This window comes from Streptomyces sp. NPDC028419 (genome assembly GCF_055565515.1).
The window spans coordinates 98,778-123,242 of record NZ_JBVHUE010000018.1; the positions used below are offsets into that span (position 1 = coordinate 98,778).

22 protein-coding genes are annotated in these 24,465 nt (G+C 72.3%); 6 read left to right on the forward strand and 16 right to left on the reverse strand.

Going from position 1 to position 24,465, the window contains the following annotated elements; all coding sequences use genetic code 11:
* Positions 1 to 80: 80 nt before the first annotated feature.
* The 10 genes from ACZ4UB_RS21810 to ACZ4UB_RS21855 form a co-directional block, all read right to left on the reverse strand.
* Positions 81 to 1,862: an IucA/IucC family protein gene (locus ACZ4UB_RS21810; RefSeq protein ID WP_468072342.1), complete on the reverse strand. Its 1,782-nt coding sequence runs from the start codon at positions 1,860 to 1,862 to the stop codon at positions 81 to 83.
* On the reverse strand, positions 1,859 to 2,443 hold the full coding sequence (locus tag ACZ4UB_RS21815; RefSeq protein ID WP_468072344.1) for a GNAT family N-acetyltransferase: 585 nt from the start codon (positions 2,441 to 2,443) through the stop codon (positions 1,859 to 1,861). Before ACZ4UB_RS21815 ends, ACZ4UB_RS21810 begins: the two co-directional genes overlap by 4 nt.
* Positions 2,440 to 3,759: a lysine N(6)-hydroxylase/L-ornithine N(5)-oxygenase family protein gene (locus ACZ4UB_RS21820; RefSeq protein ID WP_468072346.1), complete on the reverse strand. Its 1,320-nt coding sequence runs from the start codon at positions 3,757 to 3,759 to the stop codon at positions 2,440 to 2,442. Before ACZ4UB_RS21820 ends, ACZ4UB_RS21815 begins: the two co-directional genes overlap by 4 nt.
* Positions 3,743 to 5,233, reverse strand: a complete 1,491-nt coding sequence (locus ACZ4UB_RS21825) for a pyridoxal phosphate-dependent decarboxylase family protein (protein WP_468072348.1) — start codon at positions 5,231 to 5,233, stop codon at positions 3,743 to 3,745. Before ACZ4UB_RS21825 ends, ACZ4UB_RS21820 begins: the two co-directional genes overlap by 17 nt.
* A 142-nt stretch (positions 5,234 to 5,375) precedes the next feature.
* Entirely contained in the window at positions 5,376 to 6,275 is a 900-nt protein-coding gene (locus tag ACZ4UB_RS21830) for a siderophore-interacting protein (RefSeq protein ID WP_468072349.1), read from the reverse strand.
* A gap of 87 nt (positions 6,276 to 6,362) precedes the next feature.
* Entirely contained in the window at positions 6,363 to 7,400 is a 1,038-nt protein-coding gene (locus ACZ4UB_RS21835) for an ABC transporter substrate-binding protein (protein ID WP_468072351.1), read from the reverse strand.
* Between the two features lie 174 nt (positions 7,401 to 7,574).
* Positions 7,575 to 8,735, reverse strand: coding sequence for an acyl-CoA dehydrogenase family protein (locus ACZ4UB_RS21840; protein WP_468072353.1), 1,161 nt, complete (start codon positions 8,733 to 8,735; stop codon positions 7,575 to 7,577).
* 4 nt (positions 8,736 to 8,739) lie between these two features.
* On the reverse strand, positions 8,740 to 9,660 hold the full coding sequence (locus tag ACZ4UB_RS21845; protein ID WP_468072453.1) for a hydroxymethylglutaryl-CoA lyase: 921 nt from the start codon (positions 9,658 to 9,660) through the stop codon (positions 8,740 to 8,742).
* A gap of 11 nt (positions 9,661 to 9,671) precedes the next feature.
* Entirely contained in the window at positions 9,672 to 11,753 is a 2,082-nt protein-coding gene (locus tag ACZ4UB_RS21850; RefSeq protein ID WP_468072355.1) for an acetyl/propionyl/methylcrotonyl-CoA carboxylase subunit alpha, read from the reverse strand.
* Positions 11,754 to 11,776: 23 nt separating this feature from the next.
* Positions 11,777 to 13,393, reverse strand: coding sequence for a carboxyl transferase domain-containing protein (locus ACZ4UB_RS21855; protein WP_354382472.1), 1,617 nt, complete (start codon positions 13,391 to 13,393; stop codon positions 11,777 to 11,779).
* Positions 13,394 to 13,484: 91 nt separating this feature from the next.
* Between ACZ4UB_RS21855 and ACZ4UB_RS21860 the strand changes: the two genes are divergently transcribed.
* Positions 13,485 to 14,063, forward strand: a complete 579-nt coding sequence (locus tag ACZ4UB_RS21860; RefSeq protein WP_354382471.1) for an SACE_7040 family transcriptional regulator — start codon at positions 13,485 to 13,487, stop codon at positions 14,061 to 14,063.
* 65 nt (positions 14,064 to 14,128) lie between these two features.
* On the forward strand, positions 14,129 to 14,932 hold the full coding sequence (locus tag ACZ4UB_RS21865; protein ID WP_468072357.1) for a phosphatase: 804 nt from the start codon (positions 14,129 to 14,131) through the stop codon (positions 14,930 to 14,932).
* 218 nt (positions 14,933 to 15,150) lie between these two features.
* Here the strand turns inward: ACZ4UB_RS21865 and ACZ4UB_RS21870 are convergent, their stop codons facing one another.
* From ACZ4UB_RS21870 to ACZ4UB_RS21895, 6 genes are all read right to left on the reverse strand, one after another.
* Positions 15,151 to 15,498: a UTRA domain-containing protein gene (locus ACZ4UB_RS21870; protein ID WP_468072358.1), complete on the reverse strand. Its 348-nt coding sequence runs from the start codon at positions 15,496 to 15,498 to the stop codon at positions 15,151 to 15,153.
* A gap of 274 nt (positions 15,499 to 15,772) precedes the next feature.
* Entirely contained in the window at positions 15,773 to 16,735 is a 963-nt protein-coding gene (locus ACZ4UB_RS21875; RefSeq protein ID WP_468072360.1) for a cation diffusion facilitator family transporter, read from the reverse strand.
* 27 nt (positions 16,736 to 16,762) lie between these two features.
* Positions 16,763 to 17,641 carry an acyl-CoA thioesterase II gene (gene tesB, locus ACZ4UB_RS21880; protein WP_467960416.1) on the reverse strand — a complete coding sequence of 293 codons (879 nt, stop codon included), beginning with the start codon at positions 17,639 to 17,641 and terminating at the stop codon, positions 16,763 to 16,765.
* A 34-nt stretch (positions 17,642 to 17,675) separates the two neighbouring features.
* The gene (locus ACZ4UB_RS21885) at positions 17,676 to 18,833 is read right to left on the reverse strand and encodes an acyl-CoA dehydrogenase family protein (RefSeq protein ID WP_354382465.1); all 1,158 of its coding nucleotides are present in this window, start codon (positions 18,831 to 18,833) and stop codon (positions 17,676 to 17,678) included.
* Positions 18,834 to 18,965: 132 nt separating this feature from the next.
* Complete coding sequence (locus tag ACZ4UB_RS21890) at positions 18,966 to 19,493, reverse strand: hypothetical protein (protein ID WP_468072362.1); 528 nt, start codon at positions 19,491 to 19,493, stop codon at positions 18,966 to 18,968.
* Positions 19,494 to 19,517: 24 nt separating this feature from the next.
* Positions 19,518 to 20,936, reverse strand: coding sequence for a PucR family transcriptional regulator (locus ACZ4UB_RS21895; RefSeq protein WP_468072364.1), 1,419 nt, complete (start codon positions 20,934 to 20,936; stop codon positions 19,518 to 19,520).
* 117 nt (positions 20,937 to 21,053) lie between these two features.
* Between ACZ4UB_RS21895 and speB the strand changes: the two genes are divergently transcribed.
* The 4 genes from speB to ACZ4UB_RS21915 are packed head-to-tail and all read left to right on the forward strand — an operon-like array spanning position 21,054 to position 24,399.
* A complete protein-coding gene (speB, locus tag ACZ4UB_RS21900; RefSeq protein WP_354382462.1) occupies positions 21,054 to 22,019 on the forward strand; it encodes an agmatinase in 966 nt (321 codons plus the stop codon).
* 5 nt (positions 22,020 to 22,024) lie between these two features.
* Positions 22,025 to 23,710, forward strand: a complete 1,686-nt coding sequence (locus ACZ4UB_RS21905; protein ID WP_468072366.1) for a thiamine pyrophosphate-binding protein — start codon at positions 22,025 to 22,027, stop codon at positions 23,708 to 23,710.
* Positions 23,711 to 23,770: 60 nt separating this feature from the next.
* On the forward strand, positions 23,771 to 23,980 hold the full coding sequence (locus ACZ4UB_RS21910; protein ID WP_385772723.1) for a type II toxin-antitoxin system VapB family antitoxin: 210 nt from the start codon (positions 23,771 to 23,773) through the stop codon (positions 23,978 to 23,980).
* Positions 23,977 to 24,399: a PIN domain-containing protein gene (locus tag ACZ4UB_RS21915; RefSeq protein WP_468072368.1), complete on the forward strand. Its 423-nt coding sequence runs from the start codon at positions 23,977 to 23,979 to the stop codon at positions 24,397 to 24,399. The genes ACZ4UB_RS21910 and ACZ4UB_RS21915 overlap by 4 nt, the downstream gene beginning before the upstream one ends.
* Positions 24,400 to 24,465: the final 66 nt, after the last annotated feature.

Here is a 24,465-nt window from a genome sequence, read left to right on the forward strand (position 1 = left end):
GGACGGGGTCGGGACCAGGGGCCGGACGAGCCGGGCGCGCTGTGCGAGGGACCGTATCGGACGGCGCGCCCGGCCCGCGGTCACCGCCGCGCGAAGGGCGCGACGGGGTTCTTGAGGGTGCCGATCAGCTGCAGCGCGGCGGCCGGGTCGGCGAGGTCGACCATCTGCTTGTTGTTGCGCAGCTGGAGCCGGTTCAGGCAGGACAGCTGGAACTCCTCGGCGAAGAGGTCGTAGCGCTCGAAGCGCTCCGCGAGCTGCGGCATCGACTCCTGGTAGTCGTGTCCGCAGTCGGCGACCGCCCGCCAGAAGGCGGACTCGTCGCAGATGCCCTCCGCTTCCAGGATCGGGCCCAGGAAGCGGAAGAAGCAGTCGAAGACGTCGGTGAAGATCGACAGGAGCTTCATGTCCTCCGGGATGTCCGCCCGGACCCGCTCGACCGCGGGCGGCAGCACCGCGTCCGGGTCCATGATCACGATCTCCTCGGCGATGTCCTTGAAGATCGCCCGCTTCACCACGCCGCCCTCGATGACGAGGATGGTGTTCTCGCCGTGCGGCATGTACGCGAGGTCGTACTGGTAGAAGCAGTGCAGCAGCGGCACCAGGTAGGCGCGCAGGTACGAGCGCAGCCACTCGGCCGGGGTCAGCCCCGACTCCTCGATCAGGGCGCCCACGAAGGACTTCCCCTCGGAGTCGACGTGCAGCAGCGAGGCCATCGTGGCCAGGCGCTCGCCCTCGCGCAGGGACTCCACCGGGGACTCGCGCCAGAGCGCGGCCAGCATCTTGCGGTACGGGGAGTACCGGTCGGTGGCGCGCTCGTACTGGCGGTGGTGGTAGCCGATGGCCGCCCGCTCGCGGATGATCGAGAAGTCGACCGAGCGCAGCGTCTCGTCGCTCTGGATCAGCTGGTGCAGCCAGTCGTTGATGGCCGGGGTGGCCTCCATGTAGGCGGCGGAGAGACCGCGCATGAAGCCCATGTTGAGGACCGAGATCGCCGTCTTGACGTAGTGCTTGTGCGGCGCGCTCCGGTTGAAGAAGGTCCGGATCGACTGCTGCGCGAGGTAGGCGTCCTCGCCCTCGCCCAGCAGCACCAGGCGCCGGCTCGCGATCTCGGCCGCGAAGGTGACCGAGGTCTTGTTCCACCACTGCCAGGGGTGCACCGGCAGCAGGTGGTAGTCGGCGAGGTCGAGACCCAGCTCGCGCATCCGGGCGGCGAAGCCCTCGACGGCCTTCTCGCCCAGCTCGGCGCGGACGAAGGAGTCGTGGTCCAGGCCGGCGCCGGCGGTGAAGGTGGAGACGTCCCGGTGCGCGGCGACCCACACGAGGTGGACGGGGTTGGCGGCCTCCGGGGCGTAGGAGCGGAACTCGTGGACGCCGAAGCCGAGGCGGCCGTTGTTCGCCACGAAACAGGGGTGGCCCTCGGTCATGCCGGTCTCGATGTCCTGGAAGGAGGACGCGGCGAGGACGGCGGCGGGGGTCTGCTCCTTCGTGTACTTGAAGGCGGACCCGGCGAGGGTGGAGGAGATCTCCTCCAGGTACACCGGCAGCACCTCGGGGCTCAGCCCGAGCGCCTCGCGCAGCTCGATGTGGAAGTCGAGGGCGTCGAGGGGGAGTTCCCGGCCGTCTCGGTGACGGGTGATCGAGGGCTCCTCGACCGCCCAGTGGTCCAGGGCGTGGCGGCGCGCGGTGAAGCGGTACTCCACGCTCCCGTCGTCGCTGCGGACGGCGTAGCGGTCGTCGCCGAGCGGCTCGGGGGTGAGCAGGCGCTCGTGCGAGAACTCCGCGAGGCCCTTGCGGACGAGGGCGCGGTTGGCGCGTTCCCACAGCTCGGGGGAGAGGTGGGAGACGGCGTCGGCGAGGCTCATATGGAGGCTCCCTGCGCGGCCGTGGCCGCCTGGAACTGGGCGCGGGTGCAGAAGCTCAGCAGGGCTTCCTTCTCCGGCTTGGTGATCGGGCGGTCGGGCACGAAGCCGACCGCCTCGTTGAGGGCGTGCACGGCGGTGTTGGCGACGTCGGGCTCGACGACCACGCGCGCGGTGGCCGGGTCCTCGAACAGGGCCGCCATGACGGTGGTGATGACGGCGCGGGTGAAGCCGTGCACCGGCCGGTCGCTGGGGGCGACGAGGAAGTGCATGCCGACGTCCCCGGGCTGGGCGTCGTAGAGACCGACCAGCTCCAGCTCGCTCGGGTCGTAGCGCTCCATCAGGAAGGCCGGGCGGCCGTCGTGCAGTCCGATGAAGGCGTCGTGGTGCTCGGCCGCGGCGATCTTCATGTACTCGCGCTCGACGTCCGGCAGCGAGGCGTCCTGCATCATCCAGAACGCGGCCTTCGGATGGGTGACCCAGCCGTGGAGCAGCTCCGCGTCGGCGAAGGGGTCCAGCGGGCGCAGGGCGAAGGTGCCCAGGGCCGGATCGGTGCGGGTGAAGAGGACGTCGGTGGTGCTCATGCCAGGGTGCCTTCCGGGGCGGCGAACTGCTGGAACGCGATGGACTTCTCGACCTTGTAGTACTCGCGGCCGAGCAGTTCCCCGACGATGTAGGCGTTGCGGTACGCGGCCATGCCCAGGTCGGGCGAGGTGATGGAGTGGTTGTGGACCGTGCCGTTCTGGAGGAACACGCCGCGACCGGTGGTGTCGATGCTGTAGTTGCGGGCCGCGTCGGGTCGCCCGTGGCCGTCGAAGTTCAGCCGGTCGCGGATCGGGTCGAGGAACCGCGGCACGCTGTACTTGTAGCCCGTGGCCAGCACCAGGCCCTCGGTGGCGAGGGTGAAGTCGCGCTCCTGCTCCTCCTGGCGCAGCCCCAGGGTGTAGGTGCCCGTGGTGGTGTCGTACGCCGCCGAGTTCAGCGAGGTGTTGGTCAGCAGGGTGGTCGGGACCGGGCCGGGCGAGGAGACCTTCTTCTGGTAGAGCAGGTCGAAGATGGCGTTGATCAGCTCGCCGTCGATGCCCTTGAAGAGGTTCTTCTGCGAGGTCTCCAGGCGGTAGCGGGTCTCCTCGGGGAGCGCGTGGAAGTAGTCCACGTACTCGGGGGAGGTCATCTCCAGCGTCAGCTTGGTGTACTCCAGCGGGAAGAACCGCGGGGAGCGGGTGACCCAGTTGAGCTGGTAGCCGTACACGTCGATCTCGGCGAGGAGGTCGTAGTAGATCTCGGCGGCGCTCTGGCCCGAGCCGACCAGCGTGATCGACTTCTTCTTCTGCAGCTCCGCCTTGTTCTGCACGTAGGCGGAGTTGTGGGTGAAGTCGCCGCCCAGGTTCGCGCAGGCCTGCGGGACGAAGGGCGGGGTGCCGGTGCCGAGGACCAGGCGGCGGGCGCGGTGCACGCTTCCCCGGTCGGTGTGGACCTCGTAGAGCCCCGCCCGCTCGTCGTAGGTGACCTCGGTGACGGAGGTCGAGTAGAGGACGTTCTCCAGGCGGTCGGCGGCCCAGCGGCAGTAGTCGTTGTACTCGGCCCGCAGCGGGTAGAAGTTCTCCCGGATGTAGAAGGAGTACAGCCGGTCCTTGTCCTTCAGGTAGTTCAGGAAGGAGAAGGGCGAGGTCGGGTCGGCCAGCGTGACCAGGTCGGACATGAACGGCGTCTGCAGGTGCGCGCCGTCCAGGAACATCCCGGCGTGCCACTCGAAGTGCGGCTTCGACTCGATGAACAGGCCGTCGAGCTCGTCGATCGGCGCCGTCAGGCAGGCCAGTCCCAGGTTGAAGGGACCGAGTCCGATGGCGATGAAGTCGTGGGGCCCGCGGGGGTCGCGGAGGTCACGAGGCGTGGACAAGGGATTCTCCCAGGTACTGCTCGGCGTGCGCGGCGAGCAGGTCGAGGACGGCCGCGATGTCGGACGTCGTGGTCTGCGGGTTGAGGAGGGTGAACTTCAAGTACTGGTCGCCGTCCACCTTGGTGCCGGCGACGAGGGCCTCGCCCGAGGCGAAGAGGGCCTTGCGGGCGTGCAGGTTCGCCTCGTCGATCAGGTCGGCGCGGAAGTCGCCGGCGTCGGTCGAGGGGACGTAGCGGAAGACCAGGGTGGAGATCTGCGGTTCGACGACGACCTGGAAGCGGGGGTCGGCGGCGATCAGCTTCCAGCCCTCGGCGGCCAGGTCGATGACCTCGTCGAAGAGCGAGCCGATGCCGTCCGCGCCCATCACGCGCAGGGTCATCCAGAGCTTGAGCGCGTCGAAGCGGCGCGTGGTCTGGATCGACTTGTCGACCTGGTTGGGGATGCGCTCCTCGGCCATCCGGCGCGGGTTGAGGTAGTCCGCGTGGTAGGTGGCGTGCCTCAGGGTGTCGCGGTCGCGGACCAGCATCGCGCTGGAGGAGACGGGCTGGAAGAACGACTTGTGGTAGTCGACCGTGACCGAGTCGGCGCGCTCGATGCCGTCGAGGAGGTGCCGGCGGGTGGGGGAGGCCAGCAGGCCGCAGCCGTAGGCGGCGTCGACGTGCATCCAGGCGCCGTGCTCGGCGGCCAGGTCGGCGATCTCCTGGAGCGGGTCGATGGACCCGAAGTCGGTGGTGCCGGCGGTGGCGACGACGGCCATCGGGAAGAGGCCCTCGCGGGCGCAGTTCTCCAGCTCCAGGGCGAGGACCGAGGTGTCCATCCGGCGCTTGGAGTCGCAGGGCACCGAGATGACCGCTTCGTAGCCGAGGCCGAGCATGGCGGCCGACTTCTTGACGCTGAAGTGGCTGCACTCGGAGGTGAAGATGCGCAGTTTCGGCAGCACCTGCGACTTGGGCAGCTCGGCGCCGCTGTTCTGCATGACGATCCGGCAGGCCTCGTCACGGGCGAGGAGCAGCGCGTGGAAGTTCGACTGGCTGCCGCCGGAGGTGAAGACGCCGTCCGCGGCGGGGCCGAGGCCGATGCGCTGCGTGGTCCAGTCGATCAGGCGGCGCTCGATGAGCGTGCCGCCGATGGACTGGTCCCAGGTGTCGAGCGAGGAGTTGACGGCCGAGAGGACCGCCTCGCCGAGCACGGCCGGTATGACGACCGGGCAGTTGAGGTGGCCGAGGTAACGCGGGTGGTGGAAGTACACCGCGTCGCGCAGGTAGACCTCTTCCAGCTCGTCCAGGACGAGCGCCGGGTCCTCCAGCGGCTTGTCCAGGTCGATCCCGTTGATGACCGGGGCGAGTTCGTCGACGGATATACCGGTGTGGGGGCGCTCCGTGGTGGCGATCTTGGCCGCCACGCGCGAGACGCCCTCGGTGACGGAACGCCGGTAGAGGTCCGCGGTCGTCTCGTTGAGCAGATGCTGGCGCATCAACTGGTTCCTCCGGGCAGGGAAGAGGGGGTGGGGTGCGAGGATTAGGTTAGCCTAACCTAACTCGCAGGCCAAATAGAGAGGGGCCCCGGCCAAAGCCGGGGCCCCTCTCAAGTCAGTTGTGGTGGTGCGCAGTCGGGTACTACAGCGCGGAGTCGGGGTCCTCGCTCGGAGCCCGGCCCGCGTACGCCTCGGCGAGGAGCTGCTCCTCGCTCTTGCCGAGCCGCCAGTACCCGGTGAAACGCACCGCGCGCCGATCGACGGAACGTTCCTGCACGACGTGGCGACGGACCGCCCGGATCGTGCCCGACTCGCCCGCGATCCAGGCGTACGGAGCCCGCGCGTCCGGGAGTTCGGCCGCCCGCAGCACCTCCAGGACCTGGTCGGTGCGCCCGGGGCCCTGGTCCGCGCGGACGATCCAGGTGATGTCGACGTCCGCCGGGCTCGCCGGGACGAGCCGGTCGTCCTCGTGCGGCACCTCGAACCAGGCCTTCACCGGGGTGTTGGCGGGGAGCCGCTCCAGGATCGCCGCGGCCGCGGGCAGCGCGGTCTCGTCGGCGTACATCAGGATCGCGTCGGTGCCCGCGGGCGGCTGGAAGCGGACGGACTTGTTCTCCGCGACGGCCGGGCCGATCGCCATGATCCGACGGCCGGAAACCGCCCTGCCCGCCCAGAAGGAGGCGGGGCTGGAGTCGCCGTGCAGGACGAAGTCGATGTCCACCTCGTCCACGCCCTGCGGCGTGCGGCGCTGCTCGCGCACGGTGTAGGAGCGCATCACCGGACGCTCCTCGTCCGGCATCGCGCGCCAGGCGCCGAACCAGGTGTCCTCGTCCGTGGACGGGAGCGTGGTGTGCTCCTGGTGGGGCTGCGGGAGGAAGAGCGAGAGGCTCTGGTCGTAGCCGCCGGAGCGGAAGTCCGCGAGGGACGCGCCGCCGAACGTGACGCGCAGGAAGGAATGGCCGAGGCGCCGGGTGCGCAGCACTTCCATGGTGAAGAAGCGGAAGTGGGCGACGGCGGCCGGGGCCGGTGCGGTGACGGTCATGCGGAGGGTCCCCCCTGGGATGCGGTGCGTGCGACGACCTGTGCGGCCGCGCCCGGCGGGTGGTCGGGGCCGGGCGCGGCCGCGGGATCAGCCGAGCTTCTTGGCCTTCTCGATGGAGGTGGCGAGGTCCTCGACGAGCTTGGCGGCCTTGTCGTAGGAGTAGATCGGCTCGGTGACGCGCGGGATGACCTGACCGGCCTTGACGGCGGGCAGCTCGTTCCAGGTCGGCTTGGCCTTGAGCGCCTCGGGCTGGAGGGTGGCGCTGCGGTTGTCGAGCATGATCACGTCGGCCTTGTACTTGCCGGCGTTCTCCCAGCTCAGGGCCTCGAAGAAGCCGCCCTCTTCCAGCTTCTCCGGGGTGATGAACTCGACGCCCAGCTCCTGGAAGAACTTCAGGTCGGCCGAGGTCTTCGCGGTGGAGACGTAGAACATCTGGTCGGCGCCGGAGCCGACGAGCACCTTGACGCCCGGGTTGGCCTTGGTGGCCGCGCGCAGCTTGGCGGAGGCCGCCTCGAAGCGGGCCTTGGCGTCGACGACGTTCTTGGCGTTCATGTCGGCGCCCAGGGACTTCGCCAGCTCGGCCATCCGCTCCAGCGGCTTGGTCAGGCTGACGTCACCGCCCACGGAGACGGCGGCGGCCGGGGCCAGCTTCAGGATCTTGTCCTTGGAGGCCTCCGGGACGTACCAGTACGTGCCGTCCCAGGTGTTGGTGAGCAGGAGGTCGGGCTGCAGGGCCGCGTACTTCTCCACATTGAACTGGTCGTAGACGTTGCCGAGGACCTCGACCTTGGAGACGTCCATCGAACCGGCCTGCACGTCGGGCTTGCCGTCCGGCAGGGTCGTCGGGCCGAACACGCCCTTGACCGGGATGCCGTAGTCGTACAGCGCGGCGGCCGTACCGGTGAAGGCGACGATGTTCTTCGGCTTGGCCTTGAGGGAGACCGTCTTGCCGAGGTCGTCCTTGAAGGTCCAAGCGCCCTGGCTGGCGCCCGCCTTGTCCGCGTCGCCCTTGTCCGCTTTGGCGTCCGAGCCGCCGCACGCGGTGAGCGCGGCGACGAGACCGAGGGCGCCACCCGCGGCGATCAGGCCACGACGGGTGAGGAGGGAGGAACGGGACTTGGGCATGTGGGTGTCCGCTTTCGTGCGTTGCAGGGGCCGCTCTCGGCCGTTCGGAACGAAGGTTAGCCTAACCTCATGCCCTGTGGGTAAGGGGGGCCTAAGTTCCTTACCGGAACGTGACCCGGCGCCCGCCGCGGGTGCGACGGGCGCCGGATCACGCCGGTGTGCGGGACGTCCGGGTCAGCCGGAGAAGCCCAGCTCGCGCGCGATGAGCATGCGCTGGACCTCGCTCGTGCCCTCGCCGATCTCCAGGATCTTGGAATCGCGCCACATCCGGGCGACGGGGTACTCGTTCATGAATCCGTACCCGCCGTGGATCTGCGTGGCCTCGCGGGCGTTGTCGACGGCGACCGTCGAGGAGTACAGCTTCGCGAGCGCCGCCTCCTTCTTGAACGGCTCCCCGTGCACCAGCCGGGACGCCGCGTCCCGCCAGCCGAGCCGCGCCATGTGGGCGCGCATCTCCATGTCCGCCAGCTTGAACTGGATGGCCTGGTTGTCGCCGATCGGGCGGCCGAAGGCGTGGCGCTCCTTGGCGTACTTCACCGACTCGTCCACGCAGCCCTGGGCCAGGCCCGTGGCGAGGGCGGAGATGGCGATCCGGCCCTCGTCCAGGATCCGCAGGAACTGGGCGTAGCCGCGGCCCTCCGCGCCGACCAGGTTCGTCAGCGGCACCCGGACGTCGGCGAAGGACAGTTCACGGGTGTCGGAGGAGTTCCAGCCGACCTTGGAGTACGGCGCGGCCACCGTGAAGCCGGGGGTCCCCGACGGCACGATGATCGAGGAGATCTCCGGGCGGCCGTCGGCCTTGCGGCCGGTGACCGCGGTGACGGTGACCAGGCCGGTGATGTCGGTGCCGGAGTTGGTGATGAAGCACTTCGACCCGTTGATCACCCACTCGTCGCCCTCGCGCACGGCCGTGGTGCGGGTGCCGCCGGCGTCCGAACCGCCGTCCGGCTCGGTCAGGCCGAAGGCGCCGAGGATCTCGCCGGAGCACATCCGCGGCAGCCACTCCCGCTTCTGCTCCTCGGTGCCGAACAGGTGGATCGGCATGGCGCCCAGCGAGACGCCCGCCTCCAGGGTGATGGCGACGGAGGAGTCGACGCGGGCCAGCTCCTCCAGGGCGATGCCGAGGGCGAGGTAGTCGCCGCCCATGCCGCCGTACTCCTCCGGGAAGGGCAGGCCGAACAGGCCCATCCGGCCCATCTCGCGGACGATCTCGTACGGGAACTCGTGGCGCTCGTAGAGGTCGCCGATCTTCGGGGCGACCACGTCGTGCGCGAACGCCTCGACGGTGCGGCGGAGTTCCTCGTGCTCGGGGGTGAGCCGGTGGTCGAGGGCCATGGTTCTACTGCTCCTTGTGGGAGAGGGCTTTGACGGTGCGGGAGGGGCTGGGCCGGCCCAGTTGTTCGGCCATCCACACGCTCGTGGCGGTGAGGGCGGCCAGGTCGACCCCGGTCTCGATGCCGAGGCCGTCGAGCATCCACACGAGGTCCTCGGTGGCGAGGTTCCCGGTGGCGCTCTTCGCGTACGGGCACCCGCCGAGGCCGCCCGCGGAGGCGTCGACGGTGGTGACGCCGTGCTGGAGGGCCGCGAGGGTGTTGGAGAGGGCCTGTCCGTAGGTGTCGTGGAAGTGGACCCCGATCCGATCGGTCCCCACGCCCGCCTCGTTCAGCGCGGACAGCAGGGCCTGGACGTGCCCGGGGGTCGCGACGCCGATGGTGTCGCCGAGGCTCAGCTCGTCGCAGCCGAGGTCGAGCAGGGCCGTGGCCACCCCGACCACCTGGTGGACCGGGACCGGCCCCTCCCACGGGTCGCCGAAGCACATCGAGAGGTAGCCGCGCACGTGCGCCCGGCCCGCCTTGGCCCGGGCGACGACCGGCTCGAACATCGCGAGGGACTCGGCGACGCTCCGGTTGAGGTTGCGGGCGGCGAAGGTCTCGGTCGCCGAACCGAAGACGGCGATCCGGGTCGCGCCGAGGGCGAGGGCCCGGTCCAGGCCCCGCTCGTTGGGCACGAGCACCGGCAGGGCGGCGGGGACGTCGGACAGCAGCGGGAACAAGCTCTCCGCGTCGGCCAGTTGGGGCACCCACTTGGGGTGGACGAAGCTGGTCGCCTCGATGGTGGCGAGGCCCGCCGCGGCCAGGCGGTGGATGAACTCCGCCTTCACCTCGGTGGGGACGGAGGTCTTCTCGTTCTGCAGGCCGTCGCGGGCGCCGACCTCGTGGATGCGGACCCGGGCCGGCAGGTCGGGGACGGGGAAGGCCATCGGGAGCCCGTTCACTTCCCCTCCTCCTGCGCGGCGGGGGTGACCACGGCCAGGACCTGGTCCATGGCGACGGTGGTGCCGGGGGTGACGTCGAGTTCGGTGACGGTGCCGGCGTGGGGCGCGGAGATGACGTGCTCCATCTTCATCGCCTCGACGACCAGGAGGCTCTGGCCCGCCTCCACCTCGTCCCCGACGGCGACCTTCACGACGGTGACGGTGCCGGGCATGGGGGCGGCGAGGGTGTCGGCCCCGGAGCGGCCGCGGCCGGTCAGGGACGCGGCGACCGGGTCGTGGTGCTGGACGTGCCAGGTGTCGGCGTCGCGGCCGAGCCAGGTCCCCTCCGGGGAGGTTGCGTGGGTGAAGCGGTGGGTGATGCCGTCGAGTTCGACGGTGAGGTGGGTGGTGGTGCGGGTGACGATCCGGCCCGCGGCCGGTGCGCCGGGGCTCCGCCCCGGACCCCGCGCCTCAAGTGCCGGCGGGGCTGGATTTGCCCCGGTGACCAGGAGTTCCGTCGTGCCGTTGGTCGAGGGGCGGGTGCGGACCTCCACCGGGTCCTGGCCCGGGAGGCGGAAGTGGTGGACCGTCCAGGCGGGGGTGCCGCCCAGGCGCCAGCCGTTGGGCACCCCGAAGGGGTCGACCCACCCTCCCAGCCCCTCCGGCGTTTGAGGAGCGGGGTCCGGGGCGGAGCCCCGGTTCAGTAGCGCGGCCGCCGCGTACACCTCGTCCGGGACCCCCTCCGGCAGGAGGGATGGGAGGTCGCGCTCCACCAGGCCCGTGTCCAGGTCGCCGGAGACCACGTCGGGGTGGGCCAGCAGCCTCCGCAGGAACCCGGCGTTGGTCTGGACACCCAGGATCACCGTGTCCGCGAGCGCCCCCCGCAGCACCCGCAGGGCACTGGCCCGGTCGGGCCCGTAGGCGATGACCTTCGACAGCATCGGGTCGTAGGTGCTGCCGACCGGCACGCCCGCGGTCAGCCCGGAGTCGGTGCGCACGGCGCCACCGTTCGGCTCCGACAGCGCGAGCACGGTCCCGCCCGAGGGCAGGAACCCGCGCGCCGGGTCCTCGGCGCAGACGCGGGCCTCGATGGCGTGCCCGGTGAGGGTGACGTCGTCCTGCCCGAAGCCGAGGGGCTCGCCGGCGGCGACCCGCAGCTGCCACTCCACCAGGTCCAGGCCCGTCACCAGCTCGGTGACCGGGTGCTCGACCTGGAGGCGGGTGTTCATCTCCATGAAGTAGTACGAGGAGGGGTCCCCGCCCGGCACGATGAACTCCACGGTGCCCGCGCCGACGTACCCGCAGGAGCGGGCCGCCGACGTGGCCGCCGCGCCCATCGCCTCGCGCAGCTCGGGGGTCAGCAGGACGCTCGGAGCCTCCTCGATGACCTTCTGGTGGCGGCGCTGGAGGGAGCACTCGCGCTCGCCGAGGTGGACGACGTTCCCGTGGGCGTCCGCCAGGACCTGGATCTCGATGTGCCGCGGCCGGTCGACCCAGCGCTCCACGAGCAGGGTGTCGTCGCCGAAGGAGGACCGCGCCTCGCGCCGCGCGGCCGCGATCTCCTCGCCCAGCAGGGCCTCGTCGCGCACCAGCCGCATGCCCTTGCCGCCGCCGCCCGCCGAGGGCTTGAGCAGGACCGGCATGCCGATCTCGCGGGACGCGTCCGTCAGTTCGGCGTCGCTGAGCCCGCTGCCGGAGGAGCCCGGGACCACCGGGACGCCCGCGGCCCGTACGGTCTCCTTCGCGCGGATCTTGTCGCCCATCAGGGCGATGGCGGTGGCCGGCGGCCCGATGAAGGCGAGGCCGGCCTCGGCGCAGGCCGCGGCGAAGGCCGCGTTCTCGGCGAGGAAGCCGTAGCCGGGGTGGACGGCCTCGGCCCCGGTGCGGCGGGCGGCGTCGAGCAGCCGCTCCACCGACAGGTAGCTCTCGGCGGCGGCCGCCGGGCCGATGCGGACGGCCGTGTCGGCCTCCCGGACGTGGCGCGCGTCGGCGTCCGCGTCGCTGAAGACGGCGACCGAGCGCACGCCCAGCTGGCGGAGCGTACGGATGACCCGGACCGCGATCTCGCCCCGGTTGGCCACCAGAACAGTGCTGAACATCGAAGGGTTCCTCACGTCACACATCACATCCGGAAGATGCCGAAAGCCGAGTCGGCGAGGGGCGCGTTGGCGCAGGCGGTCAGGGCGAGCCCCAGCACCTGGCGGGTCTCCACCGGGTCGATGACCCCGTCGTCCCACAGCCGGGCGGTGGCGTAGTAGGCGCTGCCCTGCTCCTCGTACTGCGCGCGGATCGGGGCCTTGAAGGCGTCCTCGTCCTCGCCGGACCACTCCTGGCCGGCGCCCTCGATCTGGTCGCGCTTGACCGTGGCCAGCACCGAGGCGGCCTGCTCGCCGCCCATGACCGAGATCTTGGCGTTGGGCCACATCCACAGGAAGCGGGGGCTGTAGGCCCGGCCGCACATGGAGTAGTTGCCCGCGCCGTACGAGCCGCCGACGACCACGGTCAGCTTGGGGACCCGGGTGCAGGCCACCGCCGTGACCATCTTCGCGCCGTGCTTGGCGATGCCGCCCGCCTCGTAGTCCCGGCCGACCATGAAGCCCGAGATGTTCTGGAGGAAGAGCAGCGGGATGCCGCGCTGGTCGCACAGCTCGATGAAGTGGGCGCCCTTCTGGGCGGACTCGGAGAACAGGATGCCGTTGTTGGCGACGATCCCGACCGGGTGCCCGTGGATCCGGGCGAAGCCGGTGACCAGGGTCTGCCCGAATTCGGCCTTGAACTCCTGGAAGCGGGACCCGTCCGTGATGCGCGCGATGATCTCGCGGGCGTCGTACGGCGTGCGGGAGTCGACCGGCACCGCGCCGTAGAGGCCGTACGGGTCCACCTTCGGCTCCTCGGGAGCCTCCAGCGACCACGGCGCCGCGGTCCGCTCCGGGAGGGTGGCCACGATGTTGCGCACGATCCGCAGTGCGTGCGCGTCGTCCTCGGCCAGGTGGTCGGTGACCCCGGAGGTCCGCGAGTGCACCTCGCCGCCGCCCAGCTCCTCGGCCGTGACCACCTCGCCGGTGGCGGCCTTCACCAGCGGCGGGCCGCCGAGGAAGATGGTGCCCTGGCCGCGCACGATGACGGCCTCGTCGCTCATCGCCGGTACGTAGGCCCCGCCCGCCGTGCAGGAACCGAGGACGGCGGCGATCTGCGGGATGCCCGCGCCCGACATGCGGGCCTGGTTGTAGAAGATCCGGCCGAAGTGCTCGCGGTCGGGGAAGACCTCGTCCTGCATGGGCAGGAAGGCGCCGCCGGAGTCGACCAGGTAGAGGCAGGGGAGACGGTTCTCCAGGGCCACCTCCTGGGCGCGCAGGTGCTTCTTGACCGTCATCGGGTAGTACGTGCCGCCCTTGACGGTGGCGTCGTTCGCCACGATCACGCACTCGCGGCCGCTCACCCGGCCGATGCCCGCGATCACGCCGGCGGCGGGGGCCGCGCCCCCGTACATGTCCTCGGCGGCCAGCGGGGCCAGCTCCAGGAACGGCGAACCGGGGTCCAGGAGGGCGTCCACCCGCTCCCGCGGGAGGAGCTTGCCGCGCGCGGTGTGGCGGGCGCGGGCCTTCTCGCCGCCGCCGAGCCGGGCGGCGTCGAGCCGGGCCCGCAACCCCTCGGTCAGCTCGCGGTGGGCGGCCTCGTTGGTCCGCCAGGCCTCGGACGCCGGATCGGCGGCGGTCGTCAGCACTGGTGCCTGCTGCATCGCTCGAGCTCCCTTGCTCGGTTAATGAGCGTTAACGCCTTACGCGCCATAGGTTAACGACCGCTAACGGCCCTGTCTAGAATGGATTCCCATGAGCACCAGAGCGGCCGCCCCCACCCGTCGCGAGCAGATCCTCAACGAGGCCGCTCGTCTCTTCGCCGAGCGCGGGTTCCACGGTGTCGGCGTGGACGAGATAGGGGCCGCGGTCGGCATCAGCGGCCCCGGCCTGTACCGACACTTCGCGGGCAAGGAGGCGATGCTCGCCGAGCTGCTCGTCGGGATCAGCGAACGGCTGCTGACCGGCGGCCGCCACCGGGTCGCGGAGGCCGCCGGGGACCCCGCGTCCGTGCTGGCCTCGCTGATCGACGGGCACATCGACTTCGCCCTCGACGACCGCGCGCTGATCACCGTCCACGACCGCGAGCTCGACCGGCTGCGGGACACCGACCGCAAGCTCGTGCGCCAGCTCCAGCGGCAGTACGTCGAGCTGTGGGTGGAGGTCGTGCGCGAGCTGCACCCGCTGGTGCCGCAGGCGGAGGTGCGGATCTGCGTCCACGCCGTCTTCGGCCTGCTGAACTCGACCCCGCACCTGGGGCCGCTGGGCCGCGAGGCCACCGAGTCGCTGCTGCGGCGGGTGGCGCACGGGGCGTTCGGGGCGCTGTCGGGGTGAGCGCCTGGGCCGCACTGTTCCGGTGGACGGGACGGAACGGACGCGTCCGGGCCCCCGGCGGCAGAATGGGGCCCATGCCGATAGAGACGCCCGTACCCAGCCGCGCCGAGCTCATCGATCACCTGGTCCGCACCCGGATCGCCGGGCAGGTCGCCACGCCGCGCGAGAACAACCTCTCCCACTACCGCAAGCTCGCCAACGGCGACCGCCACTACTGGCTGGGCCTGGAGCTGGGCGACCGCTGGACGGACGAGCAGGACGTCCTCGCGGTGATGGCCGAGCGCTGCGGGGTCGTCGACGACCCGGCGCAGCTGCACGGCCAGGACACCATCGACCCCGAACTGACCCTCGACGCGCTCGACCGGATGGCGGCGCGGCTGCGCAAGGCCGCCCTGGACCAGCAGCGGGTGCTGTTCGCGACCGGGCACCCGGGCGGGCTGCTCGACGTGCACCGCGCCACGGCGGCGGCCCTGCGGGCGGCCGGCTGCGAGATCGTGGTGATCCCGGCCGGGCTGACGGCCGACGAGGGCTCGGTGTGGCAGTTCGCCGACGTGGCCGTGCTGGAGCGGGGGGCCACCCTGTGGCACACCCATTCCCCGAACCCGATGGCCGCGATCCTGGACGCCCTGGCGGCCGAGGGGCGGCCGCAGCCCGACCTGGTCGTCGCCGACCACGGCTGGGCCGGCTGCGCGGCCCAGCGCGGCCTGGACGCGGTGGGCTACGCCGACTGCAACGACCCGGCGCTCTTCCTCGGCGAGGCCGAGGGCACCCTCCAGGTGGCGGTCCCCCTGGACGACCACGTGCGCGACCCGCGGCACTACGACCCGCTGGTGGCGTACCTCCTGGCCGCGGCGGGCCTGTCGTCGTAACCCTGCCTCCGGCGGCGCCTCAAACGCCGGCGGGGCTGGTGGTGGTGGGGCCTGTCGTCGTAACCCCTGCCTCCGGCGGCGCCTCAAACGCCGGCGGGGCTGGTGGTGGTGGGGCCTGTCGTCGTAACCCCTGCCTTCGGCAGGGCCTCGAACGCCGGCGGGGCTGGTGGTGGTGGGGCGGACTGGGGCGCCGGCCCGCCTCCGGCGGGGCCTCGGCTTCACGAGGCGTCGAAGGCGTACTCCAGGACGTAGGCGGCGGCGTCGAGGACCATCTGGTCGACCCCGCCGTCGGCCGCGAAGGCGGTCCGGCTGATCAGGATCACCGGCGTACCGGCCGCCAGGCCGAGGCCGTCGGCCTCCTCGGACGAGGGCATCCGCGAGCGGACCTCCTCGCGGAAGCGGGCCGGCCCGCGGCCGAGTTCGGCGAGCCGGGTGTGGATCCCGCCGGGTCCGGAATCCGGTTCGGTGCTGGGCGTACCGGCCGCGAGGGCGGCGTCGAGGTAGGAGGTCGCCAGCAGCACCGGCTTCCCGCCGAGCGTGAACCGGCGGCGCCGAGGTGGCGTCATGGCACCGCTTCCGGGCGACGAAGGTCGGCGCGGACCCCACCGGGACGGCGGAGCCGCTGCTGTCCGAGCCACGCCGTGCGGCACGCACGGGCCCCGCACGGTGCGGCTCGCCCGGTACGACGGGCTCCTGCGGGTGGAGGTGTCGGACGCCGGGTCCGCGCCCGTGCTCGTGGTGAGGGGGTGGGGGAGGGGGACGGGCGGGGCCGGGGGGCGGTGCGCGCGCCGCGGCGGGGTCGGCAAGGTCGTGTGGGCCGAGGGTGGCGGCTGACGCGGGTCAGGGGCCGGGCGGTGGGCCCGGGCGGCGCGGGGTGGGGTCCAGGTAGACGCGGCGGATCGACGGGTAGCGCTCGCGGAGTTGTGCCTCGGCCTCCTCGCAGGCGCGCTCGACCTGCCAGGCGGCCGCCAGGTCGTGGAAGTCGATCTTCGCGGCGATCAGCACCTCGTCCGGGCCCTGCACCAGCGTGGTCAGTTCCAGCACCGCCTCGATGTGCGGCACGGACAGCAGCTCCTCGCGGACCCCGGCCCGCATCCGCGGCGGCAGCGGGCGCCCGATCAGGTACTGCGCGTTCGAGCGGCCCAGCTCCCACGCCACCCCCACCAGCAGCAGCCCGATCAGCAGCGAGGCGATCCCGTCGTACGCCCCCGAGCCGGTCAGCTGCGCGCCCAGCAGCCCGCCCGCGGCCAGGGCGAGGCCGATCAGGGCGGCCACGTTCTCCAGCAGGACCGCCTTCACCGCCGTGTCCGGGGTGTGCTTCACGTACAGGCCCAGGGGCGCCCGCATCCGGGCCGCCTCGCCCTTGACCTGGCGCCAGGCGACCAGCAGCGAGTAGCCCTCCAGGAGGAAGGCCACGGCGAGGATGAGGTAGGAGAGGGTCGGGTCGCCCGGGTCCTCGCCGTGCACCAGGGTGTGGATCCCGTCGTACACCGCGAAGACCGCGCCGCCCACGAAGGTGGCGATCGAGGCCAGCAGCGCCCAGATGTAACGCTCCGGCCCGTAGCCGAGCGGATGCGCCTCGTCCGCGGGCTTGGCGCTGCGCTTGAGCGAGGCCAGCAACAGCACCTCGGTCACGGTGTCGGCCACCGAGTGGGCCGCTTCGGAGAGCATCGCGCTGGATCCGCTGACGATCCCGCCGACCGCCTTGGCCGCCGCGATCCCGAGGTTGGTGACCACGGCGACGAGGACGGTGGCGACGCTCTCGTCACCGCCGCTGCCGGCGTCGTCCGGGTTGCTCGACATGAGGCGACGGTACGTCCGCCGCCCCGGCTACGCGCGCGGGACGCGCACCACGCCCTCCTGGATGACGGTGACGGCGAGCCGCCCGTCCCGGGTCCAGATCCTGGCCTGCCCCAGGCCCCGCCCGGCGGCGGCCGAGGGGGACTCCTGGTCGTACAGCAGCCACTCGTCCGCGCGGAACGGCCGGTGGAACCACATCGCGTGGTCCAGCGAGGCGCCCACGACGTCACCGACCGCCCAGCCGCCGCGCCCGTGCGCGAGCAGGACGGAGTCGAGCAGGGTCATGTCCGAGACGTAGGTGGCCAGGCAGGTGTGCAGGAGCGGGTCGTCGCTCTCCAGCTTGCCCGCGGTGCGGAACCAGACCTGTGTGCGCGGCTCGACCGGCTCGCCGACGCTGCCCCACGGCGGGGTCGTCGCGTACCGCAGGTCCACCGCTGCCCGCGCGTCGATCAGCCGCTCCACCGTGCCCGGGTCGCGGAAGACGTCCCGGTAGCGGGGCAGGGCCTCGGCGGCCGTCTCCAAGGTCTCCGGATCGGGCGCGTCCGGCATCGCGGCCTGGTGGTCCAGGCCCTCCTCGGGCGTCTGGAAGGACGCCGAGAGGTGGAAGATCGGCTGTCCGTGCTGGACGGCGACGACGCGGCGCGTGGTGAAGGAGCGCCCGTCGCGGATCCGGTCGACGGAGTAGACGATCGGCGCGCCGGGGTCACCGGCGCGCAGGAAGTACGAGTGCAGCGAGTGCGCGCTGCGGTCATCGGGCACCGTGCGGCCGGCCGCGACCAGTGCCTGGGCCGCGACCTGACCGCCGAAGACGCGCGGTACCAGCGCCGAACGGCTGGTACCGCGGAAGATGTTCTCCTCGATCTGCTCCAGGTCGAGCAGGTCGAGGAGCGTCGTCAGTGCCTCGTTCATGGTCGGTAAGCGTAAGTGCCGGGTGGCTACTGGCTCACAGGCCCATGGACTTGGCGATGATGGACTTCATGACCTCGCTGGTGCCGCCGTAGATGCGGTTCACGCGGTTGTCGGCGTACAGGCGGGCGATCGGGTACTCGTTCATGTAGCCGTAGCCGCCGTGCAGCTGGAGGCACTTGTCGATGACGCGGTGCGCGACCTCGGTGCAGAAGAGCTTCGCGGACGCGGCCTCGGCGGCGGTCAGCTCACCGGCGTCCAGGGCTTCCAGCGCGCGGTCGGCGACGGCCTCGGCGGCGTCCACCTCGGCCTGGCAGGAGGCCAGTTCGAACTTGGTGTTCTGGAAGTGGGCGACCGGCTTGCCGAAGACGGTGCGGTCCGTGACGTACTGCTGCGCGAACCGGACGGCGGCCTTGGCCTGGGCGTACGCGCCGAAGGCGATGCCCCAGCGCTCGGAGGGCAGGTTGGCGCCGAGGTAGTAGAAGCCCTTGTTCTCCTCGCCCATCAGGTCCTCGACCGGCACCTTCACGTCGACGAACGCCAGCTCGGCGGTGTCGGAGGTGCGCAGGCCCAGCTTGTCGAGCTTGCGGCCGATGGAGTAGCCCTCGGACTTGGTGTCCACGGCGAAGAGGGAGATGCCGAAGCGGCGGTCGTCCTCGCGCGGGGAGGAGGTGCGGGCGCAGACGATCACGCGGTCGGCGTGGACGCCACCGGTGATGAAGGTCTTGGAGCCGTTGAGGACGTAGTGCGTGCCGTCCTCGGAGAGCTTCGCGGTGGTCTTCATGCCCGCGACGTCGGAACCGGTGCCCGGCTCGGTCATCGCGAGGGCCCACATCTCCTCGCCGGAGACGAACTTCGGCAGGTAGCGCTTCTTCTGCTCGTCGGTGGCGAGCATCTTGATGTAGGGGAGGGCGAGCAGCACGTGCACGCCGGAGCCGCCGAAGTTCACGCCCGCGCGGGAGGTCTCTTCGTAGAGGACGGCCTCGAACTTGTGCGTGTCCAGGCCGGCGCCGCCGAACTCCTCGGGCACGTTGATGCCGAAGACGCCCAGCTCGCCGAGCTTGTAGTAGAAGTCGCGCGGCGCCTGGCCCGCCTGGAACCACTCGTCGTAGACCGGAACGACCTCGGCCTCGATGAAGGCGCGGATCGTCTCGCGGAACGCCTCGTGGTCCTCGTTGAAAACGGTACGGCGCACGGCCGGCTCCCTTCGGTCGCGGCGGTCCGCCGCCTATGGCTAAGCGCTTGCTCAGACTAAGTTACCGGTGAGTTGTTCCCTCTGTCCAGAGTGAGGCCGGGCACGCCGGCGGCCCCTGTCCGGGGGGAGCGCTCAGAAGCCGTTGCAGACGGCCGAGGCGAAGGGGCCCATCGCGCTCGCCGTGATCGGCGGGTCGTCGTCGACCGTGACCGAGCAGGTGGCGGCGCCGCCCTGGGCGCCCAGCGTCACGACGAGCGAGCCGCCCTTGGCGAAGCCCTTCGTGGTGAGCACCTTCGTCCACGGCAGGCTCTGGCCGCCCACCTGGCTGGTGGAGGCGCTGCCGTCGTGCCAGGTCGAGTAGGTGATGGTCACGTCCGTGGCCTTGCCGGTCGCCGCGTAGGTGACCCGGGCGGGCCGTCCGGCCTCCTTCTGCACCTCGCCGACGAAGACGGCGAAGAGTGCCGCGCAGCCTCCGACCAGCAGCAGGAACAGGCCGAGCAGCACCCACGGCCAGCGGCGGCGCCTGCGGGGCGGGGGCGGGGGCGGCGGGTACGGATAGCCGCGGAGCGGCTCGCTCCCGGGGTCTCGGGGGCCCCATCCCCGCGGCCCCTTCGACCCCTGCGGCTCCTGCGGTTCGGGTGAACTGTCCGGTCGGCTCATGTCACCAGCGTGGCCCCGGTCGCCTCAGTCCTCCACCCCGGCGTGCCGCAGCGCGAACCACAGCTCCATCCGGGTGTCCGGATCGTCCAGGTCGAGCGCCAGCAGGGCCGCGCAACGGGCGACGCGCTGGCGCACGGTGTTGCGGTGGACGCCGAGGGCGGCCGCGCTGCGGTCCCAGCTGCCGTGGTGGGCCAGCCACGCGCGCAGCGTCCGTGCCTGCGCCGGGTTCAGCGGGGCCAGAAGCGCCTCGGCGTACGCGCGGGCCTCCGCCGGGTCGAGCAGGGCCGCGATGCCGCCGGGGGCGTGCCGGGCCAGGGGGACGCGGGCCGCCTCGGCGCGCTCCAAGGCCCGTCGCGCCCGGGCTCCGGCGCCGCGCAGCTCCGCGGGTCCGGCGGGCGGGGCGACCCCGAGCCGCCAGCCGGGCTGGGGGGTCGGGTCCCGGTCGGTGAGCAGGCGCGGGCCGTCCTCCCGCGGGTCCAGCAGTACGGTGCCCAGCGCGGCCGCCAGGGCCCGCGGATCGCCGGCGCCGCGCGCGTGGACGGCGTACCAGGGCCCCGGGCCCAGCGCCCCGACCGGATCCCCGTCGAGCAGCAGCCGGGTCAGGGCGGCCGTCTCCGGGCCCGGCGGGCGGTGCGCGGTCAGCAGCGTCAGCAGCACGGCGGCCACGGAGGCGATGGTGTGGTCCCCGGGCGCCCGGCCGGGCGCGGCCAGCGCCAGCACGGGCACGGGTGCGCCCCCGGGCGCCGCCCCCGGGCGGCCCAGGGCGTGCGCCGAGAGGTGCAGCCCCTCGTGGGTGTCGGTCGCGGTCGCCGCGGCGGGACCGCCGACCCCGGGGCCGTTGCCCGCGACGCGGGCGGCCAGCGCGGTCAGGGCCGCGAGCACCCCCGCGGGCGCGGGGCGGCCCGCCGCCTCCCGGACCCCGTCCGCGGTCACCAGTACGGCGTGTCCGTCCAGGACGCCGGCCAGCCGGGACAGTACGGCCGGTACCGGATCGGGCCGGGCCGCGGCGGCGGCCAGCGCCTGCTGGGCCTCGGTGATCCGGCTCAGCTCCCGGGTGCGGGCCCGCGCCATCAGCCGCCACACGGCGCGGGCGACCGCCGTGAACGGCGTCCCGGCGGGCACCTCCAGCAGCGGCAGCCCGTGCCGGTCGCAGGCCGCCACCAGCTCCGGGGGCACGGTCGCGTGCACCGGGGTCACGCCGAAGCCGAGGGCCGCCGTGCCGGCGCGGGCGAGCCGGGCGACGTACGCGTCGGGGTCCTCCAGCGCGGCGCCCGCGGTGAGCAGCAGCTCGCCGCCCAGCAGGTACGGCGAGGGGTCGCTCATCTCGGAGGCGTGCACCCCGTGCACCTCGGCCCCGGCGGGCCCGGCGAGGTGGCGCAGCCCCAGCTCCCGCTCCGGCAGCAGTGCGCCGAGCGGGACCGGCGGAGTGGGCGGGGCTTCCATGGACACTCCGTACACATCGGGGATGCTCGATGGAGGGAACGTACACTCCGCGCGCCCGGGGTGTCCGTTTACGCTCGAAGCACCGCACTCGCAGGACCTCCAGGAAGGGCACCCCCCATGAGCACGCAGCCGCGCGGCCCCGTCGACTCCTCCCGCATCCCGCGCTACGCGGGTCCCGCGACCTTCGCCCGACTGCCCCGCCTCGACGAGGTCGGCGGCAAGGCGGACGTCGCCGTGGTCGGCGTGCCCTTCGACTCCGGTGTCTCCTACCGCCCCGGCGCCCGCTTCGGCGGCAACGCCATCCGCGAGGCCTCGCGTCTGCTGCGCCCGTACAACCCGGCGCAGGACGCCTCCCCCTTCGCCCTCGCGCAGGTCGCCGACGCCGGTGACATCGCGGCGAACCCCTTCAACATCAACGAGGCCGTCGACACGATCGAGGCCGCGGCCGACGAGCTGATCGCGGGCGGCTCCCGCCTGATGACCCTCGGCGGCGACCACACCATCGCGCTGCCGCTGCTGCGCTCGGTGGCCAAGAAGCACGGTCCGGTGGCGCTGCTGCACTTCGACGCGCACCTGGACACCTGGGACACGTACTTCGGCGCCGAGTACACCCACGGCACGCCCTTCCGCCGGGCCGTCGAGGAGGGCATCCTCGACACCGAGGCGCTCTCGCACGTCGGCACCCGCGGCCCGCTCTACGGCAAGCAGGACCTGGACGACGACGCCAAGATGGGCTTCGGCATCGTGACCTCGGCCGACGTCTACCGCCGCGGCGCCGACGAGGTCGCCGACCAGCTGCGCCAGCGCATCGGCGACCGCCCGCTGTACATCTCGATCGACATCGACGTGCTGGACCCGGCCCACGCGCCCGGCACCGGCACCCCCGAGGCGGGCGGCATGACCTCCCGCGAGCTGCTGGAGATCATCCGCGGCCTGTCGTCCTGCAACCTGGTTTCCGCCGACGTGGTCGAGGTGGCCCCGGCGTACGATCACGCGGAGATCACCTCGGTCGCGGCCTCGCACACCGCGTACGAGCTGACCACGATCATGAGCCGTCAGATCGCGCAGGCGAAGGGCAAGTAAGCACCGTGACGCACGACCACGACCTGGTACTCCGCCCCACCGAAGCCCAGAAGGCGGCCGCACTCGCGCCGCCGCCGGGCCGGACCGGCGGGGACCTGGTCGTGGAGACGCTGCGCTCGCTCGGCGCGACCACCGTCTTCGGCCTGCCGGGGCAGCACGCGCTCGCCACCTTCGACGCGCTGGGCCGCTCCGACCTGCGGCTGATCGGCCTGCGGGTGGAGAACAACGCGGCCTTCGCGGCCGACGCGTACGGCCGCCTCACGGGCGAGGCGGTCCCGCTGCTGCTGTCCACCGGGCCGGGCGCGCTGACGGCCCTGCCCGCCCTGGCGGAGGCGGCCGCCGCCTCCGCCCCGGTGGTGGCCATCGCCTCCCAGGTGCCGAGCGCGGGCCTGGGCGGCGGGCGGCGCGGCCACCTGCACGAGCTGCGGGACCAGGCGGCGTCCTTCCGGGACGTGGTCAAGTCGGTGCACGAGGCCCGCACCCCGTCCCAGATCCCCTCCGTGATCGCCGCGGCCTGGGAGTCGGCGCTGACCGCTCCGCACGGCCCGGTCTGGGTGGAGATCCCGGAGGACGTGCTGCGCGCGGAGACCATCGTTCCGCAGGTCACGGGCGTGGACGCGACCCCGCACGACCTCGCCCCGCGCCCGGAGCTGACCGCGCTGGCCGCGCACTGGCTGGAGCGCGCCGAACGGCCGGTGATCATCGCGGGCGGCGGGGTGGTCCGCTCCGACGCCGCGAGGAAGCTGCGGGAGCTGGCCGAGCGGCTGAACGCGCCGGTCGTCACCACCTTCGGCGGCAAGGGCGCCTTCCCCTGGACCCACCCGCTCTCCCTCCAGTCCTGGCTGGAGGACCGCCACATGACGGACTTCCTGGAGGACGCCGACGTCCTGCTGGTGGTCGGGTCGGGCCTCGGGGAACTCTCCTCGAACTACCACACGTTCTTCCCGGAGGGCCGGGTCGTCCAGATCGACGCGGACCTCGGCAAGCTGGAGTCCAACCACGCGGGGCTCGGCATCCACGCGGACGCACGGCTCGCGCTCCAGGCACTGCTGGAGACGGTGTCCGAGCGTCCGGACCCGTCGGCTCCCGAGCGCGTCCGCTCGGTGCTGGCCGCCATCGCGGAGCGGCTGTCCACCCAGGACGTCGCCCTGGAGCAGTCCCTGCTGGCCTCGATCAGGGCCGCCCTGCCGGCGCGCTCGCCGTCCTTCTGGGACATGACGATCCTGGCCTACTGGGCCTGGTCCGCCTTCGACCCGAAGCACCCCAACACGATGCACTCGGCCCAGGGCGCGGGCGGCCTCGGCTACGCCTTCCCGGCCGCCCTGGGGGCCTGCGCGGCCGAGCCGGACACCCCGGTCCTGGCCGTCTCGGGCGACGGCGGGGCGATGTACTCCCTGGCGGAACTGGCCACGGCCCGCCAGTACGACCTGGACGTGACCTGGCTGATCGTCGACGACGGCGGCTACGGCATCCTGCGCGAGTACATGAGCCAGTCCTTCGACGGCCGCACCACGGGTACGGAGCTCACCCGCCCCGACTTCGTCGCCCTGGCCGAGTCCTTCGGCGTCCCGGCGGCGACGACCACCCCGGACTCCCTGCGCGCGGACCTCGCGAAGTCCCTCTCCACCCCGGGCCCCTCGGTCCTGGTCCTCCCGGCCACCTTGAAGATGTTCGCCCCGACGCACGTGTGAGCGTTGCCCGACCCGGGCCGGCCTCCTATGCTTGATATGGAACCAGCATAGGAGGCATATATGTCGAACCTCTACATGGAAGTCGATGACGAGGCCCTCGCCGAGGCCGCTTCGATACTGGGCACCAAGTCGAAGAAGGACACGGTCAACGCGGCCCTCCAAGAGGTGGCGCGGCGCAACAAGCGGCTGAAGGCGCTGGAGCGGCTCGTCGAGATGGGCGAGCGCGGCGACTTCGAGCCACTCCTGAACAAGGCCGACTACCGACGATGAGCCCGGTGACCCACCTCATCGACACCTCCGCCGTCGTGCGCATCGTGACGAACGAGGACGTCCGCAAGAACTGGCTGGAGCACCTCGCCGTGGGCGTGATCGGCGTCTGCGAGGTCACGGAGCTGGAGCTGCTCTTCTCCGCCCGCTCGCTCGCCGACCGGCTGGAGAAGGAGGCGCTGCTCGGTGAACTCTTCAACTGGACGCCCATGCCCGAGCGGGTCTACCTCCGGGCTCGCGCGGTGCAGCGGCTGCTCACCGACCGGGGCGAGCACCGCAGTGCGGGCCCCGTCGACCTGCTCGTCGCCGCCACGGCCGAACTCACCGGTCTCACGCTGCTGCACTACGACAAGGACTTCGACACCATCGCGCGCGTGACCGGCCAGCCCGCCCGCTGGATCGCCCCTCCCGGCACCGTCTGACCGCAGGCCCCCTCGCCGCTCCCACGCCCGGCCCCGCCCGCCGTGCGCCCCGTCGGGCAAACGCGT

Bases quoted from the DNA above. Each gene is read 5' to 3' on its own strand.
- ACZ4UB_RS21810 (WP_468072342.1), bottom strand. From the start codon at position 1,862: ATGAGCCTCGCCGACGCCGTCTCCCACCTCTCCCCCGAGCTGTGGGAA.
- ACZ4UB_RS21815 (WP_468072344.1), bottom strand. From the start codon at position 2,443: ATGAGCACCACCGACGTCCTCTTCACCCGCACCGATCCGGCCCTGGGC.
- ACZ4UB_RS21825 (WP_468072348.1), bottom strand. From the start codon at position 5,233: ATGCGCCAGCATCTGCTCAACGAGACGACCGCGGACCTCTACCGGCGT.
- ACZ4UB_RS21830 (WP_468072349.1), bottom strand. From the start codon at position 6,275: ATGACCGTCACCGCACCGGCCCCGGCCGCCGTCGCCCACTTCCGCTTC.
- ACZ4UB_RS21835 (WP_468072351.1), bottom strand. From the start codon at position 7,400: ATGCCCAAGTCCCGTTCCTCCCTCCTCACCCGTCGTGGCCTGATCGCC.
- ACZ4UB_RS21840 (WP_468072353.1), bottom strand. From the start codon at position 8,735: ATGGCCCTCGACCACCGGCTCACCCCCGAGCACGAGGAACTCCGCCGC.
- ACZ4UB_RS21845 (WP_468072453.1), bottom strand. From the start codon at position 9,660: ATGGCCTTCCCCGTCCCCGACCTGCCGGCCCGGGTCCGCATCCACGAG.
- ACZ4UB_RS21850 (WP_468072355.1), bottom strand. From the start codon at position 11,753: ATGTTCAGCACTGTTCTGGTGGCCAACCGGGGCGAGATCGCGGTCCGG.
- ACZ4UB_RS21855 (WP_354382472.1), bottom strand. From the start codon at position 13,393: ATGCAGCAGGCACCAGTGCTGACGACCGCCGCCGATCCGGCGTCCGAG.
- ACZ4UB_RS21860 (WP_354382471.1), top strand. From the start codon at position 13,485: ATGAGCACCAGAGCGGCCGCCCCCACCCGTCGCGAGCAGATCCTCAAC.
- ACZ4UB_RS21865 (WP_468072357.1), top strand. From the start codon at position 14,129: ATGGGGCCCATGCCGATAGAGACGCCCGTACCCAGCCGCGCCGAGCTC.
- ACZ4UB_RS21870 (WP_468072358.1), bottom strand. From the start codon at position 15,498: ATGACGCCACCTCGGCGCCGCCGGTTCACGCTCGGCGGGAAGCCGGTG.
- ACZ4UB_RS21875 (WP_468072360.1), bottom strand. From the start codon at position 16,735: ATGTCGAGCAACCCGGACGACGCCGGCAGCGGCGGTGACGAGAGCGTC.
- tesB (WP_467960416.1), bottom strand. From the start codon at position 17,641: ATGAACGAGGCACTGACGACGCTCCTCGACCTGCTCGACCTGGAGCAG.
- ACZ4UB_RS21890 (WP_468072362.1), bottom strand. From the start codon at position 19,493: ATGAGCCGACCGGACAGTTCACCCGAACCGCAGGAGCCGCAGGGGTCG.
- ACZ4UB_RS21895 (WP_468072364.1), bottom strand. From the start codon at position 20,936: ATGGAAGCCCCGCCCACTCCGCCGGTCCCGCTCGGCGCACTGCTGCCG.
- speB (WP_354382462.1), top strand. From the start codon at position 21,054: ATGAGCACGCAGCCGCGCGGCCCCGTCGACTCCTCCCGCATCCCGCGC.
- ACZ4UB_RS21910 (WP_385772723.1), top strand. From the start codon at position 23,771: ATGTCGAACCTCTACATGGAAGTCGATGACGAGGCCCTCGCCGAGGCC.
- ACZ4UB_RS21915 (WP_468072368.1), top strand. From the start codon at position 23,977: ATGAGCCCGGTGACCCACCTCATCGACACCTCCGCCGTCGTGCGCATC.